Source organism: Ancylomarina subtilis, from assembly GCF_004217115.1.
Taxonomy (GTDB): domain Bacteria; phylum Bacteroidota; class Bacteroidia; order Bacteroidales; family Marinifilaceae; genus Ancylomarina; species Ancylomarina subtilis.
On sequence record NZ_SHKN01000001.1, the window covers coordinates 2,456,154 to 2,471,396 of the forward strand.

A 15,243-nucleotide genomic window follows, 5' to 3' on the forward strand; every position below is an offset into this window, starting at 1 on the left:
TTCCATGAGAAAACGCTATACCCAAACCCCTCTCTTCCGATTTATTTCAACCTGCTTTATGCTCGTATTCTGTTTCTTAGCTCAGGTTGAAGCCCAACAGGTTTCTTTGGTTGATCAATATTATATCAATCCTGGTATTTATAATCCTGCTGCTGTCGGGTTCAATAATCAAGTCCAGGCCTACCTATTGCGAAACGAAAAATTCAGAGATTTTGATGGTGGACAAACCTTTCATTCCTTTACCCTTGATGCTGGTTTGAAAGAGGGAAAGTATGGTATTGGAATTAATCTGACCAATAATAATATTGACATCTTCAATACAACGCAAGCTGAATTTGCATATGCGTACCGAATTAAAATAGACGATAGACAATTCCTCCGCTTAGGGCTTTCAGTAGGACTTTCAGATTTCCGCTTAAATTTAGGCAAAGCCAATGCTGATATGAACGATGAACTCTTACAGGGCGATCATTATAACAACACCGAATTTATAGCTAATATAGGTGCCTATTACACCAACAAACAACTCACCCTAGGCTTTGCTATACCGCAACTGATTAATCAGTCCAACCTATCGAAATACGATGCCAACGACCTATACAGACAATCGCGCCATTTTCTCTTATCAGGAAGCTATGAAATTCCGATCACCAATATAAAAGATCTCTCATTTGTGCCCAATTTCATGATGCGATATATCAAAAATAGTCCCTTACAGTTTGATATCAACGCCTTACTCAAACTTAAAAACAAAGGATGGTTTGCAGTCAATTACAGGAATAAGTATGCCATTGGCCTAAACCTTGGTGTCAATGTTTTAAATAATCTCAAAGTCGGCTATTCATACAATGTAAATACACAGAATACAGCCCATATTTCGACAACCAATCATGAATTCTTAATCGGCTATTCTTTCAGTAAGACGTCTCATGAAAAAGAAAAAAGAGAATTGAAATATCTAAGAGATATCTTGCAAGACAAATACCAGCGGATAAACCGCTTAGAAGAAGAACTTGAAAAGTATGCTGCAGATAGTCGACTGAATGATCAGGATAGAGATGGCGTACCTGATGAAAATGACAATTGCCCCCACACCCCTCCTTTTTACAGGGTTGATGACAGGGGATGCTCATTAGATACCGATAAGGATGGTATTGTTGATAGTGAAGACATGTGCCCTGATAAACCAGGAAGCTTCACCAACAATGGTTGCCCGGAAAAGACAGAGAGACGTATTCCTCTTGATAAAAAGCTGGAAAACTTGTTTTTTGAATTTGGAAAATCCAACCTGACGGATCTCTCAAAAGAAAAAGCTGATCAAATTATCGATATCATGCGGGAGCACAATGACTATGTATTGAAACTACATGGCCATACTGACGATATTGGCTCAGAAAAGCTCAATAGAGAACTTGCGTATAAACGCCTGGTGACTCTTCATGATTATCTGATTAAACACATTGTCCCCGAGAATCGAATTATCATTCTTCCTCATGGAGAAGCGTCTCCATTAATTGAAAATACGAATGAAAAAAGTCGAGCTTTCAATCGACGAGTATACCTTGAAATGTATTCTTATGAATAGGTAAATTAATACGTATGGGATCCTTACTTTAGGATCTCAAGTAAATCAGCTTCCAGACTAACTTTAGGACTTTCAATGATTCTGCCTAACTCTCTTGATCCCTTGTAGATGATCAAAGTAGGAACCAATTTCACATCCAGTGCTTTAATGTCGATACCGGGAGCCTTTTTATAGGTGTCCATGGCAAACATTTCTAGATTTGACAAAGGAAATTTTATCGCCTCAAACAACTTGATCAGACGTGGTACTTGTTGATGACTATCGTGGCACCAGGTTCCCAATATCAGCTTCATTTTAAGGCCTGAGAGCTTCTTTTTCCTTAGTTCCGACAACAAGTTTGCATCTATCTTATAAGCCTCAAATTCAGGCTTAAACCATTCAGAACAAAGCGAGCCTTGTAAGCCTTCCAAATTAATCTGACCAAAGAGAATTTCCCCCTCAACCCAATCATCCATTTTAAGCTGATTCACCTTTTGTCCCATTCCGGTTAAAGAAACCAGGCTTAATACAAAAATTATAATTTGAATCTTCATTATTTCTAAATTTAGTCGTTAGTCAGAAAGATAATTAATTCCACAAAAAAACCTGCCAATTAATTGGCAGGTTTTTAATATAGTGAATCGGAAGTAGATTACTCCTGATTGTTTTCAATAAGTAATTCCAACATTTGGATGGCACAACGTGATACTTTGGTTCCAGGACCAAATACACCAACAACACCAGCCTCGTATAAGAAATCGTAATCCTGAGCTGGAATCACACCACCTGCAGTCACCATGATATCCTCACGTCCAAGTTTCTTCAATTCCTCGATAATAGCAGGAACCAAAGTCTTGTGACCAGCAGCCAATGAAGAAACACCAACAATGTGTACATCGTTTTCTACCGCTTGCTTAGCAGACTCTTCCGGAGTTTGGAACAATGGTCCCATATCCACGTCGAATCCTATATCAGCAAAACCTGTAGCAACAACTTTACCTCCACGGTCGTGACCGTCTTGACCCATTTTTGCAACCATGATACGAGGACGACGTCCTGACATTTCTGCAAATTTATCAGCTAACTCTTTTGCTTTAGCAAAGTCAGCATCTTGTTTTGATTCTGATGAATACACGCCTGATACAGTTCTAATTACAGCTTTATATCTACCACAAATTTTCTCACATGCGTCAGAAATCTCACCAAGAGAAGCACGTAATTGTGCAGCCTGAACAGCAAGATCCAATAGGTTACCTTCACCTCCGTTTGCACATGCAGTAATCGCTTCAAGAGCAGCCTGAACAGCAGCCTCGTCACGGTTAGCACGTAGCTTGTTCAATCTTTCGATTTGAGCTACACGTACAGCAGTATTATCTACTTCAAGAATATCCAATGGATCTTCCTTCTCTAGACGGTATTTGTTCGTTCCTACAATAGTCTGCGTATTGGCATCAATCTTAGCTTGAGTACGAGCAGCAGCCTCTTCGATACGAAGTTTTGGAATACCAGACTCAATCGCCTTAGCCATACCACCTAATTTCTCAACCTCTTCGATATGAGCCCAAGCTTTATCTACCAACTCCTGAGTCAATGACTCAACGTAGTATGAACCAGCCCATGGATCTACCGCCTTACAGATTGTTGTTTCATCCTGAATATAGATCTGAGTATTACGAGCAATACGTGCAGAGAAGTCAGTTGGCAATGCAATCGCCTCATCCAATGCATTGGTATGCAACGATTGAGTGTGACCCAATGCAGCAGCCATCGCTTCGATACAAGTACGTCCAACGTTATTGAAAGGATCCTGCTCAGTTAATGACCAACCTGAAGTCTGTGAGTGAGTACGTAACGCCATTGACTTAGGATTCTTAGGATTGAATTGTTTTACAATCTTAGACCATAATAAACGACCTGCACGCATCTTAGCAATCTCCATGAAGTGATTCATTCCAATCGCCCAGAAGAAAGACAAACGAGGTGCAAAAGCATCAACGTCCATACCTGCAGCAACACCTTTCTTCAAGTACTCAAGACCATCAGCAAGGGTATAAGCCAACTCGATATCTGCAGTAGCACCTGCTTCTTGCATGTGGTAACCCGATATAGAAATAGAGTTGAACTTAGGCATCTTCTGAGAAGTATACTCGAAAATGTCAGCAATAATTTTCATAGAAAACTCTGGTGGGTAAATGTATGTGTTACGCACCATGAATTCCTTAAGGATATCATTTTGAATCGTACCTGAAAGTTCTTCCAACTTAGCACCTTGTTCCAACCCAGCAACAATATAGAAAGCCAATACCGGAAGTACAGCACCATTCATCGTCATAGAAACAGACATCTTGTTCAATGGAATCTGATCGAAAAGGATCTCCATATCAAGAATAGAGTCAATAGCAACCCCAGCCTTACCTACATCACCAATTACACGAGGATGATCTGAATCGTATCCACGGTGAGTAGCCAAGTCAAATGCTACAGAAAGACCTTTCTGACCAGCAGCAAGGTTACGACGGTAGAATGCATTTGATTCTTCAGCAGTAGAGAAACCTGCGTACTGACGAACTGTCCATGGACGCAATGGGTACATCGCTGAATAAGGTCCACGTAGGAATGGTGGCAAACCTGAAACATAGTTCAAGTGCTCCATACCTTCTAAATCTTCCTTGTTAAAAGCTGTTTTAACCGGAATTTGCTCTGGTGTCATCCAAGATTTTTCAATGCCGTTTTCCTTTTCCCATTCCTGAGAAGTCGCTACAGCTCTTTGAGATGACTTGATATTTATATCTTTAAAATTTGGTTTCATTTTCTTCTTTTTTGCAATTAGTGTTTCCTAATAATTTAAAATTCACTAATTAAATTCCTAACTCGGCTTGATATGCTTTTAAAGTTTCAAGAACGTTAGATTTCACATTAACGAAATTCTCAATACCCTTAGCTTTTAACTCGTCAGCACATGCAGGAGCACCTGCCACAACAAGAGTTGCACTACCTTTAAGTGCTTCAAAAAGCTCAGGAGCAATCGTTGCGTACTCATCATCTGATGAACAAAGCACAACAATCTTAGCATTCTTCTCTGTTACGAATTTCACACCTTCTTCAACTGAAGTAAAACCGTTGTGGTCTTCAACATCGAATCCGGCACAAGCAAAGAAGTTACATGCAAACTGTGCACGAGCCTTACGCATATTCAAGTTACCAATAGGGAACATCATCACTTTAGGACGACCGTTTTCCTTAGCGTAAATATCAGTCTTATTACGAAGCGCTTCAAAAGCTTGTGCACCACGGTATGGCTTCAAAGTTTCGCAAACTGCATTGTCAGCAGTTTTATCTTCTGGAGTAAGAACTGATTCTGGAATTGTTTCCAACACCTCACCGAAGTTAGGGAATTGGTTCGTTCCTAAGAAGTTTTCTTTACGAGTCGCGATAGCTAAATCTCTTTTCTGAGCAGTCGCTTTAATCGTTTCCTGAATAAATCCAGCTTTGAAAGCAGCAAGGTATCCACCTTTGTCTTCAACAGCTAGGAATAATTTCCAAGCCTCATCAGCGATTGATTCAGTTAAAGTCTCGATATAGTATGAACCTGCAGCAGGGTCAGCAATCTTACCCAAGTGCGATTCTTCTTTTAATAATAATTGTTGGTTACGAGCAATTCTTTCAGAGAATACTGATGATTCAGCAAAAACAGAATCGAAAGGCTTAACTGTAAATGAATCCAAACCACCTAAAACAGCAGACATAGCCTCTGTTTGAGTACGCAACATGTTCACATATGGATCATAAACAGATTTGTTCCAATCTGATGTTTCCCCGTGTACAAACATTTTGCAAACAGCTTCGTTTGAAGCACCAAATGCTTTTACAATGTTTGCCCAAAGCATACGACCTGCTCTTAGCTTCGCAATCTCCATGAAATACTTAGAGCTTGTTGCAAAGTTAAAACGGATTTTAGGAGCAACCTCATCAACTGAAAGACCTGCATCGATCATTCGTCCAAGGTATTCAGCACCTGCTGCTAAAGAGAAACCTAATTCTTCAACAATTGAAGATCCTGAGTTGTTGAATAAACTTCCACCAACTGCAATAACCTTATAGTTAGGAAGGGATTTTGCTGCTTCAATAACTTCTTTAAGATAGTTGAAAGAACTCTCTTCTGAATGGCAAAAGTTACCAGTTGTACTGAAACCAGAAAGAAGGTCTATAGAAACACCACCTTTAACTTTATCCAAATCGATTCCTTTTTCAGTAGCAAGAGCTTGCAAATTCTGAATAAGTTCAACTGAAGAATGAGATTTTGTGAAGTTAATTTCAACACAATCCATATAGATGCCATCCAACAAAGTTGCTAATTCTTCTTTGCTGATTGATTTCCAGTTTAGAACGAATCCCACTGAATCGATACCTTTGTTCAAGATATCAAGAGCCTTTGCATTGGCTGCTTTTACATCTTCAACAATAATATCCTGGCGAACTAACCAATCATTGTTATCCTTCTTATTTCCACGAACATATGGAAAGTCTCCTGGATAAGTATTCATGAAGGCTTTGTCATCCATGTTCTCCAGTCTGTAGAAAGGCTGTACATTGAATCCTTCATTCGTTCTCCAAACTAACTTTCTATCAAAGTCAGCCCCTTTAAGGTCTTTAGTGATTTTGTCAATCCACTCTTGAGTTGATTGAGGAGCAAAGTCACTAAAAAGTTTATTATCTGCCATAACTGTAACTGTTAATGTAACTGTTTTAAAATTAGAGCCTAAAAATACGGCCTTTTTATCATTTAGGGAATGAAAATTTTAATGTTTTGTATCATGTTTAATAAACCACTTCTTGATTACGCGTTTTTCAATTACGAATTACGAAAAAATAAGCTGTGTTTCCATTATTTTTCATTCGTAATTTCTAACTCGTAATTTGCTGTTATTGGTGCATGATCAGACGCTTCCATCCAATCCTGAATTGTTGTTCCAGACCCCGAAACAAAATTTCTATTGGTGAAAATGTAATCCGTTTTACGATTCCAAAAGCCATTCTTGTCTGTGGTATGTGTAAAATGCCTGTCATTATCATTGGAATACTCACCCAAACAAATTGCTGACTCATAAGTCTCGTAATAGGGCATCATCCAATCGGTTTCAGCACTGTAATCATCCGCTTCGTAATCAGCATCCTCACAAACGGAATCGTCAAAATTTTGCGTTTGCTTCGTATTGGGAGGTAACGCATTGAAATCACCTGCCAATATAAAAGACTGTTCCTTAGAATTTAAAGAATCAGCATAATGTTTAATTATTTCGAGCTGCTGCTTCTTTGTATTGTCCTTTGCATAGGCTGATGCGTGTGTATTGAGTAGATTCAGTTCCCCGCCTGAATATTTCAATTTTGCATGCAAGAGGTTCCGCTTTAAATAAAAATAACGGACAATAAAATTCTGTTCTTCAATAAGAGGTAAGGCTATTCTTTTTGCATCAGTTAGCTCCCACTTACTCAAAATCGCATTACCGGAATTCATCTTACCAATCCCATCGCTGGGAATATACTTCGCTTTCCATTGCGAGGCATAAACACCAAAATTAAGTTCTGTATTATCAAGTAAATACTGCACCTGATTCATAAAAGCCGATCGTTTGGCATCGGTATCCACTTCCTGTAAAAAGAGAATATCAGGATTTACCTCCCGAATCTTCTCAGCCAAAAGTGTCATGTTATTTTCGACCTCTTCCTTTTCCATAATTACCCTATCCCCATGGCAATCGAAAAAGAAATCGATTCGCCCTCCACCAAACTTTACATTCCAGTTCATCACTTTAAGCGTGTCAGGAAATGTGATATTTTCAGGCTCAGCAGCTTCAAAATAACTGACTTCTTCCCCTAGCTTCGTTCCAAAAGGATCACAAGCAGCTGTCAAAATGGATAGAATAAGCAAATATATTTTCCCTAGAGTCTTCATATGATTACTGATCGTTAACTTCAACATGAATTTCCAACTTAATTGTGATTCTTTTCTGGATCGATCATTTTTTTAGGATCAACCCATTCATCAAATTCTTCCTGACTGACATAGCCCAATTCAAGGGCTGACTCTCGCAGGCTTTTATTCTCCACATAGGCTTTTCTAGCTATTTCTGCTGATTTTTCATATCCTATGTGTGTGTTTAAAGCCGTTATCAACATCAGGGAATTATCAAGATGTACCTTTATTCTTGCTTTATCAGGACGAAGTCCCTCTATGCAGTTCTTAGCAAAGGAAACACAGGCATCACCAAGCAATTGAGCCGATTCTAAAAAGTTATAAATGATAAGGGGTTTAAAAACATTCAACTCAAATTGTCCGCTTGATCCTGCAATAGTAATCGTTGTGTCATTCCCCATAAGCTGAACACAAACCATACTTAAAGCTTCAACCTGCGTAGGATTTACTTTCCCAGGCATAATTGACGATCCGGGTTCATTAGCCGGGAGGATTAATTCTCCAATACCTCCACGTGGCCCCGAGGCCATCAGACGAATATCATTAGCCATTTTCAAAAGTGACACAGCTGTTTGTTTTAGTGCTCCATGTGCCTCAACAAATGCATCGTGAGAAGCCATGGCTTCAAATTTATTTCCAGCCGACCTAAAAGACAATCCTGTAAATTTTGAGACATAGTCTGCAACAATCTCTGCATAATTCGCCGGAGCATTCAATCCCGTACCAACCGCTGTCCCCCCCATAGCTATTTCACTTAAATGAGGCAGACTGTTTTGAATCGCCTTTAAGGCATGATCCAATTGAGAAACATATCCCGAAAACTCTTGTCCCAAACTGAGAGGCGTTGCATCCATCAAATGAGTCCGCCCAATCTTAATGACATCGTTCATGGCTTTCGCCTGATCATCAAAAATATTCCTTAAAAACTCTATAGATGGGATGGTCAGATTGACCAATTTAATATAGGCTGCAATATGCATTGCTGTTGGAAAAGTATCGTTAGATGATTGAGATTTGTTTACATCATCATTGGGATGAAGAAATGGAATCCTTTTCCCCAACACGTTCCCCTTCAAAACATGAGCCCGATTCGAAATCACCTCATTCACATTCATATTGGTTTGGGTTCCCGAACCGGTTTGCCATACAACCAGAGGAAAGTGTTCATCAAGCTCCCCCCGAATAATCTCATCACAAACGGCAGCTATTAAATCTCTCTTTTCAGAACTTAACACGCCCAACTGATGATTGGTATATGCTGCTGCTTTCTTTACATAGCCATACGCTCTGATCAAGTCTATAGGCATTGAAGCCTCCGGTCCTATCCGAAAATTATCAAGGGACCTTTGAGTTTGAGCTCCCCAATATTTGTCTACAGGAACCTTAACCTCTCCAAGTGTATCATACTCTAACCTGTATTTCATTTTTAATGAGTTTCGGTTAATAACTTATTCAAAAGATAAAGCAGCAACAGAATATTATAAAATCGAATCCATTTCTTCAGCCGGAACTGCAAAAATCGCCTTGTGATTGTTCACAACAATTGGACGCAGAATCAGCTGAGGGGACTCCAAAAGAATCTTAATCCACTCATCGTGATTAAAAATCTTATCCTTATAATCTGTTTTATACAACTTTTCATGGGTTCGAACAATCTCCTGAGGTTCCTTATTCATTCGCTTCAGAACATCTTCCATTTCTTCAACGGTATAAGGTTCTTTTAAATACAAACGAATCTCTGGCTTCAGTCCTTTTTCTTCTAAATAGGCAAGTGCTGCACGTGATTTTGAACAGCGCGGGTTGTGGTAAATCTTCAACATACTTTATTTTTAAGGTTTGAATAACAAAGTTAGGCATAAAGTTTTGCTTGAGAAATAAATACTTCAAGGTCTTAAAGAAGAAAAACAATGATAAATTTACCCTTAAATTAATTTTAGATAATGAAGCTGATTAAAAACAGAAAATTCGAAATAATAGGTGGTATTGTTGGTATCATTGGCGGATACCTCTACTGGAAATATGTAGGCTGTATAAGTGGTACCTGTCCTATTCAGGCTAACTGGTACTCTATGGTGCCTTATGGACTCGTCATGGGGGTACTCATTGGCTCCATGTTGAGACCTAAGAAAGATAAATAAATACTTTCAAGTCTGAATTCAAGCATCTTTAATGAATAATTTCTAATTTTGCTTTCTCAAAACAAAATTATGGACTGCAATCACAAAAAGAAAATACAAATTCGCTTTGGCGATATCGATATCATGGGACACGTTAATAATGGCGTACAATTAAGCTATCTCGATTTGGGTCGTTTAGATTATTTCGAACAAGTTTATGGACAAACTATTGATTGGAATGATGCGGCATTAATTGTTGCACATCTCGAAATAGACTACTTAGCTCCTATCCTTTTAAAAGACAAAATCGAAGTTCATACTTGCATCCACAAAATTGGGAACAAAAGTGTAGGCATGACTCAAAATATTGTCGATGCCATTACAGGTGAGATTAAGACTCAAACAAGTCAGGTGATGGTTGCCTATAGCCAAAAGTTGGGAGAAAGCATTAGTGTGCCTGAGACACTCAAGATTCGCATTAGAGAATTTGAAGAGACTACGATTGGTTAAAACCGATAAGACCTAAAATTTATAAAAAAGCGCTAATCTGGAAAGTAGATTGGCGCTTCTTCTAAAAACTATACCGTAACAGGTTCTTCCTGTAAAAGCGATTCTTTTTCGAGCAAAAGGGTTTCTGATGGGGCATCACAAACCTCGCCTGGTCCAAAGTATTGAATCGGTCCCGGATAGATGTATGACGTATTGCTTGCCCACTCTTTACGCTTAGATCGGAACACGAGAAATGGATTCCCTTTTAAATCAACCAAGGCTTTTTGTATAACGGGTTTCACATAGCCATTTCTCCTTTCCAAATTCATCATCATAGTAATAGGCACACCACCAGCAATCCAGTTCTCTGAACTTTGAGCCGTATTTTTAATAAAAGCCATATACCCCGTTTTGCCTGCATTAATCAATAATGCCGCCGTATAGCCTAGAGAATAACAATAATCTGCATCAAAATTAGAGGGAGCAGCACAACGCCCTTCGTAACCGAAGAAATGATTTTGCGCATTGAATTTTCCTTGAAAGGATTGATCCTTGGCCAAACGATCCGTTACCATATCAATCAGCAACTTCTCTGTTTCAATTTTAGAAACCTGTACGTTTCCATGTGGATCTCTGTCAAACGTCAGTTGTTTGGCAAAAGAATCAGGCAAACTGGAATAGACCTTGGCCGATTCTTCGCTTAAAGCTTCTGTTATTAAAGCTCTTTTTTCCTGATTGGTTTTAAGAAGATAGTATTCAGGTTTTGAGGCCAGAATATCGTTTAATTCGGCAATCAATTTTTTGATTGAAGGCATAAACTCAACCAGCCCTTCTGGAATAAGAACCGTTCCAAAGTTTTCCCCTTTATTCGCTCTCTTCTTGACAATCTCTGCAATTTGACCTACAATCTTATTTAGGGTCAGCTTATATTTTTCAATTTCTTCTGAGATAATCGCAATATTGGGCTGGGTTTTAAGCGCACATTCCAAACTGATATGTGAAGCCGAACGGCCCATTAATTTAATAAAATGCCAATATTTTTTTGCCGAGTTTGCATCTCTCTGAATATTTCCAATCAACTCACTATAGACCTTGCAAGCTGTATCGAAACCAAACGATGTTTCGATAAAATCATTTTTTAAATCACCATCGATGGTTTTGGGACAACCGATAACCTGAATGCCAACATTTTTCTCTTTGAAATATTCTGCAAGCACACAAGCGTTGGTATTTGAATCATCTCCACCAACAATTACAAGTGCATTGATATCATTTTTCAAACAATTGCCAATTACCAAATCATAAGACGCTTCATCCTCAATCTTTGTTCTGCCAGAACCAATAATATCAAATCCACCCGTATTTCTGTATTCATCAACAATATCTTCATCGAGTTCGATAAACGAATTATTTAGTAAACCATCAGGGCCACCAATAAAACCATACAATTGGTTTTTCTTATTTAATTTTTTGAGCGCATCAAAAAGTCCCGAAATGACATTATGCCCACCCGGAGCTTGTCCTCCTGAAAGCACAACACCCACATTTAAAATTTGATTTTCGGAAAATTCACCTGGTGCAAAAGTTACTAAGGGCAATCCGTAAGTATGGGGAAACATGTCTTTTATAGCTTTCTGGTCAGCTACTGATTCGCTCGCTTCACCTGTAATCAGGCTTACACTTTCTTCTAATGATTGGGGTAATTTGGGAATGTATTGGGATCTTGCCTTTTGAAGTGGACTCTTAATCATTTCTTAGAAATTAATCTTAAATCAAAAATGGTTGTAAACACTATAAGCACTCAGGATAATCTTCCAAGTGCCTATTTCAAACGTTTGCGACAAATGTCGGTAAAATAAATAGATCTGACAAGATAAAACTAAACTGTTTAGTTACAAATCATAATAATCTAAAGACACTCTTAAAAAAGAGCTTCAGAAAGGATTTAAGGCTTCAAAAAAAAGCTTGGAGGGAATAATTTGAACTCAGATTTAGATTCGGGAAATCAAAATAGGGATAAAGAAAGGTCTTTAATCTTCAAGGTATAGATCGATCAATCCTTCAGGCGTAATCATTGTAATGGATTTATCATCTTCATCAATCTCGACGAAATTTTCATCAGCAAAAGGAATCATCACTTCCTGTCCATTTAATTCCAGTACCAAAACAATATTACCGGAAAAGTCTTGGATATCTTCAATAGTTCCAATTTCACCTCTTTCCTCATCGATATAAGTAAAGCCAATTAAAGCACTTGCTTCAATCTCATCCTTATCTTCGAAATAATCGGGAGCATCCTTAAAAGGGACATAAATATCGCAACCAATGAAACGGGTTGCTTTTGCCTCGTTCTCCATATCCTCGAGAAGAATACGAACTGTGGCATGGTTTCTTGGGGTTAAACCGTTGGGGGTAATGAAAAAAGGAACCAGTCCTCCGTCTATATCGACAAGGACTGATTCCAATTTATATTTTTCGAGAAGATCGCCAGATTTTTTTGCTACAAGTTCACCTTTTACTCCATGAGTTTTGATAAAACTCCCCACAAAAAAACAATCTTCCTTCTTAAACATGCAAAATAAATTAAGCTTCAGTAGATTCTGTTCCTTCTTCATTTGCAGCTTCTTCCGGAGCATTCTTAGCAGCTTCAGCAGCAGCTAATTCAGCAGCAGCATCTGCAGCTTTTTTTGCAATAGCTTCAGCTCTATCAGCAGAAACTTTCATCTCAGCTTCTAAACGAGCTTTAGCAGAATCAACAGCAGCTGTAGAAAGACCTTCTTTCTTAGCGTTGATTTTAGCTTCTTTCTCTTTTTTCCAAGCTTCGAATTTTACTTCAGCAGCAGCTTCGTCAAAAGCTCCTTTTTTAACACCACCTAGTAAGTGCTTTTTCATCATTACACCTTCGTAAGATAAAATTGCTCTTGCAGTGTCAGTTGGTTGTGCACCATTGTTTAACCAAGTCAATGCTTTATCAAAGTCAAGGTTAATGGTAGCTGGGTTTGTATTAGGATTGTAAGATCCAATACGCTCAATGTACTTACCATCACGTGGCGCTCTGCTATCTGCTACCACAATGTGGTAAAATGGTCTACCTTTGCGACCATGTCGGGCTAATCTAATCTTTGTTGCCATAGCTTTTTTTAATATAAATAGTTATAAAATTGCTTTTATTAAGCGCGACAAAGATACATGTTTATTTTTGATATAAAATAGCTTTCTCAAATATTTTCAATCACTTATAAAAGAGATAGATTAACTCCTATTCATCCTGATTATTAATCCATATTCGTAATTCAATATTGTAGCTGAATTCAAATAGCTCAAAATTCCGTTAGAAATCCCTATTTTTGCTTGATATCTAAAAAACATCAGTATGCTAAAGGGACGATTCACTCAATTATCGAATTTCAATCAAATTCTGTTAAGCCTTAGTCTGGTTGTTGGTACAAGCTTCATTCTTCTTTTTGTAGGGTCTCTGCTATGTTACCTATTTTTTGGTCTCAATATTATGACTGATACTGCAGCATTCGATATTAATGGAACCCATCCTAATATCCCTGCCCTAAAATTCTATCAGGCCATCTATTCAACGGGGATGTTTATTCTACCCCCTTTTATTATCGCCTATCTGCTTTCCTCAAATGTAAGAGCTTATCTTCAAATCAATCAACTGCCCAGGTTTTCCACCTTTTTTCAGGCATTTTTACTCGTACTTGTTTCTCTTCCCCTAATCAATATGATGGGCGAACTGAATTCGCATATCCATTTTCCTGATTTCTTAAAGGATCTTGAGCAATGGATGCGTCAGTCCGAAGAAAAGGCCGCTTTAGTCACAGAGAAATTCTTATACATGAACAATATTGGCGATTTGCTCCTCAATCTTGTTCTTATAGCTGTAATTCCAGCACTGGGTGAAGAACTCCTTTTTAGAGGGGTTTTACAGAAGCAACTCTCCAAATGGACAGGAAGTGTTCATTGGGGGATTTTTATTTCAGCCGTCTGTTTTTCTGCACTGCACATGCAGTTTTTCGGATTCTTTCCCCGACTTTTCCTAGGTATGCTCTTTGGCTATCTTTTGGTTTGGACAGGCTCATTGTGGGTCCCCATTCTTGCCCATCTAGTCAATAATGGCTTAGCGGTTTCTGCCAGCTACTTTATCGATAAAGGACAATTACCTGAAAAAGCCGATAGCATTGGTTCTTCTGATCTCATGTGGGAAACAAGTATCATCTCCCTCATCCTATTCTCAATTTTAACCTACCACTTATTCAAAACTCGAAAAAGGCAAATCGAGAGTTGAACTTTCTACCGATTCTAACTGTTTCTTTCGTTCCAATTCTGATTTTCGCCACACATATACCAAACCATAACGCATGCATATTTCGCGACGTTCATCTTCCGGCTTGTCTTTATAATGCAATTCTACCTCATTCCAAATATCAAGAATGAGCTGATCAGCCTCATGCCGCCTCTGAGCCACCTGTTCTGAAAATCGTTGCGTATTACTCTGCAAGGTTTTTTGATGCTTATAGGCGTCTTTAAATCGATCACAATTCACTCTAACCAATGCTATAGATGGGCTATAAATAGGATTGCCACCTGCTCCCACACGTAGGCGTTCTCCTTCGATCAACTTTTCTCCCCACTCAATCAGTTTCACATCCTTAACCAGGGACGGGATATTTTGAGAATTGATATTTAAGCCATAGAATTCACGTACTTCCGGTTTCAACTCCTCGCGAGCAATGGTAAAATTAAGCACCTGAATAAAATGAGAGACATAAAGTCTCGCTTTCTTTTGCCTTTCGTTATACTCTTTACTTTTTGAAGATTGCTCAGCTATAGCCTGATGATGATTCCGAATAGCCAATTCAAAATGAGGCAAAAAATCATGAAGTTTCCTAAGTAGATTAAACGAAAACCCTAATTCAGAAGAAGATAAAATCTCTCCCATATCCTGGGCAGAACGCAAAGCTCTTATTCGAGCTAAATCGGTATTAGGTAGTCGACGATAAGGCATATTAGGTAGTCTTTAGAGTTGATCTATACGAAGGTATGAAATTTTACTCAAGAGATCAGGGTCTTCGCAATTTAGCAGC

Annotated in this window: 14 protein-coding genes; 4 read left to right on the forward strand and 10 right to left on the reverse strand. The window is 38.5% G+C overall.

Annotation, left to right across the window (positions count from 1 at the left end):
* The first annotated feature begins 4 nt into the window (after window positions 1–4).
* The gene (locus EV201_RS10080) at window positions 5–1,585 is read left to right on the forward strand and encodes a PorP/SprF family type IX secretion system membrane protein (RefSeq protein WP_130307444.1); all 1,581 of its coding nucleotides are present in this window, start codon (window positions 5–7) and stop codon (window positions 1,583–1,585) included.
* A 23-nt stretch (window positions 1,586–1,608) separates the two neighbouring features.
* Here EV201_RS10080 and EV201_RS10085 read toward each other — a convergent pair whose 3' ends face one another.
* From EV201_RS10085 to arsC, 6 genes are all read right to left on the reverse strand, one after another.
* The gene (locus tag EV201_RS10085; protein WP_130307445.1) at window positions 1,609–2,118 is read right to left on the reverse strand and encodes a thioredoxin domain-containing protein; all 510 of its coding nucleotides are present in this window, start codon (window positions 2,116–2,118) and stop codon (window positions 1,609–1,611) included.
* Between the two features lie 98 nt (window positions 2,119–2,216).
* Window positions 2,217–4,373, reverse strand: a complete 2,157-nt coding sequence (gene scpA / locus EV201_RS10090) for a methylmalonyl-CoA mutase (RefSeq protein ID WP_130307446.1) — start codon at window positions 4,371–4,373, stop codon at window positions 2,217–2,219.
* Window positions 4,374–4,422: 49 nt separating this feature from the next.
* Entirely contained in the window at window positions 4,423–6,285 is a 1,863-nt protein-coding gene (locus tag EV201_RS10095) for a methylmalonyl-CoA mutase family protein (protein WP_130307447.1), read from the reverse strand.
* A gap of 164 nt (window positions 6,286–6,449) precedes the next feature.
* Window positions 6,450–7,544, reverse strand: a complete 1,095-nt coding sequence (locus EV201_RS10100) for an endonuclease/exonuclease/phosphatase family protein (protein ID WP_130307448.1) — start codon at window positions 7,542–7,544, stop codon at window positions 6,450–6,452.
* 11 nt (window positions 7,545–7,555) lie between these two features.
* Window positions 7,556–8,962 (reverse strand): class II fumarate hydratase, encoded by a 1,407-nt coding sequence (gene fumC / locus EV201_RS10105; protein ID WP_130307449.1) that lies wholly within the window; start codon window positions 8,960–8,962, stop codon window positions 7,556–7,558.
* A 54-nt stretch (window positions 8,963–9,016) separates the two neighbouring features.
* Window positions 9,017–9,358 carry an arsenate reductase (glutaredoxin) gene (gene arsC, locus EV201_RS10110; RefSeq protein WP_130307450.1) on the reverse strand — a complete coding sequence of 114 codons (342 nt, stop codon included), beginning with the start codon at window positions 9,356–9,358 and terminating at the stop codon, window positions 9,017–9,019.
* Between the two features lie 120 nt (window positions 9,359–9,478).
* Here arsC and EV201_RS10115 point away from each other — a divergent pair, with 120 nt between their 5' ends.
* Together EV201_RS10115 and EV201_RS10120 are read left to right on the forward strand one after the other, a co-directional pair.
* On the forward strand, window positions 9,479–9,676 hold the full coding sequence (locus EV201_RS10115) for a DUF6132 family protein (protein ID WP_130307451.1): 198 nt from the start codon (window positions 9,479–9,481) through the stop codon (window positions 9,674–9,676).
* Between the two features lie 69 nt (window positions 9,677–9,745).
* Window positions 9,746–10,165, forward strand: a complete 420-nt coding sequence (locus EV201_RS10120; protein ID WP_130307452.1) for an acyl-CoA thioesterase — start codon at window positions 9,746–9,748, stop codon at window positions 10,163–10,165.
* A gap of 68 nt (window positions 10,166–10,233) precedes the next feature.
* On the opposite strand, the gene EV201_RS10125 is transcribed toward EV201_RS10120, so the two are convergent.
* The 3 genes from EV201_RS10125 to EV201_RS10135 all read right to left on the reverse strand — a co-directional run bounded on the left by EV201_RS10125 (window position 10,234) and on the right by EV201_RS10135 (window position 13,276).
* Window positions 10,234–11,895: a diphosphate--fructose-6-phosphate 1-phosphotransferase gene (locus EV201_RS10125; protein WP_130307453.1), complete on the reverse strand. Its 1,662-nt coding sequence runs from the start codon at window positions 11,893–11,895 to the stop codon at window positions 10,234–10,236.
* Between the two features lie 279 nt (window positions 11,896–12,174).
* A complete protein-coding gene (gene rimM, locus EV201_RS10130) occupies window positions 12,175–12,717 on the reverse strand; it encodes a ribosome maturation factor RimM (protein WP_165389628.1) in 543 nt (180 codons plus the stop codon).
* A 10-nt stretch (window positions 12,718–12,727) separates the two neighbouring features.
* Complete coding sequence (locus tag EV201_RS10135) at window positions 12,728–13,276, reverse strand: 30S ribosomal protein S16 (protein WP_130307455.1); 549 nt, start codon at window positions 13,274–13,276, stop codon at window positions 12,728–12,730.
* A gap of 241 nt (window positions 13,277–13,517) precedes the next feature.
* Here EV201_RS10135 and EV201_RS10140 point away from each other — a divergent pair, with 241 nt between their 5' ends.
* Entirely contained in the window at window positions 13,518–14,444 is a 927-nt protein-coding gene (locus EV201_RS10140; protein ID WP_130307456.1) for a CPBP family intramembrane glutamic endopeptidase, read from the forward strand.
* On the opposite strand, the gene EV201_RS10145 is transcribed toward EV201_RS10140, so the two are convergent.
* Window positions 14,409–15,164 carry a hypothetical protein gene (locus EV201_RS10145; RefSeq protein ID WP_130307457.1) on the reverse strand — a complete coding sequence of 252 codons (756 nt, stop codon included), beginning with the start codon at window positions 15,162–15,164 and terminating at the stop codon, window positions 14,409–14,411. The genes EV201_RS10140 and EV201_RS10145 overlap by 36 nt on opposite strands.
* Between the last annotated feature and the right edge of the window lie 79 nt (window positions 15,165–15,243).

Bases quoted from the DNA above. Each gene is read 5' to 3' on its own strand.
- EV201_RS10080 (WP_130307444.1), top strand. From the start codon at position 5: ATGAGAAAACGCTATACCCAAACCCCTCTCTTCCGATTTATTTCAACC.
- EV201_RS10085 (WP_130307445.1), bottom strand. From the start codon at position 2,118: ATGAAGATTCAAATTATAATTTTTGTATTAAGCCTGGTTTCTTTAACC.
- scpA (WP_130307446.1), bottom strand. From the start codon at position 4,373: ATGAAACCAAATTTTAAAGATATAAATATCAAGTCATCTCAAAGAGCT.
- EV201_RS10095 (WP_130307447.1), bottom strand. From the start codon at position 6,285: ATGGCAGATAATAAACTTTTTAGTGACTTTGCTCCTCAATCAACTCAA.
- EV201_RS10100 (WP_130307448.1), bottom strand. From the start codon at position 7,544: ATGTTGAAGTTAACGATCAGTAATCATATGAAGACTCTAGGGAAAATA.
- fumC (WP_130307449.1), bottom strand. From the start codon at position 8,962: ATGAAATACAGGTTAGAGTATGATACACTTGGAGAGGTTAAGGTTCCT.
- arsC (WP_130307450.1), bottom strand. From the start codon at position 9,358: ATGTTGAAGATTTACCACAACCCGCGCTGTTCAAAATCACGTGCAGCA.
- EV201_RS10115 (WP_130307451.1), top strand. From the start codon at position 9,479: ATGAAGCTGATTAAAAACAGAAAATTCGAAATAATAGGTGGTATTGTT.
- EV201_RS10120 (WP_130307452.1), top strand. From the start codon at position 9,746: ATGGACTGCAATCACAAAAAGAAAATACAAATTCGCTTTGGCGATATC.
- EV201_RS10125 (WP_130307453.1), bottom strand. From the start codon at position 11,895: ATGATTAAGAGTCCACTTCAAAAGGCAAGATCCCAATACATTCCCAAA.
- rimM (WP_165389628.1), bottom strand. From the start codon at position 12,717: ATGTTTAAGAAGGAAGATTGTTTTTTTGTGGGGAGTTTTATCAAAACT.
- EV201_RS10135 (WP_130307455.1), bottom strand. From the start codon at position 13,276: ATGGCAACAAAGATTAGATTAGCCCGACATGGTCGCAAAGGTAGACCA.
- EV201_RS10140 (WP_130307456.1), top strand. From the start codon at position 13,518: ATGCTAAAGGGACGATTCACTCAATTATCGAATTTCAATCAAATTCTG.
- EV201_RS10145 (WP_130307457.1), bottom strand. From the start codon at position 15,164: ATGCCTTATCGTCGACTACCTAATACCGATTTAGCTCGAATAAGAGCT.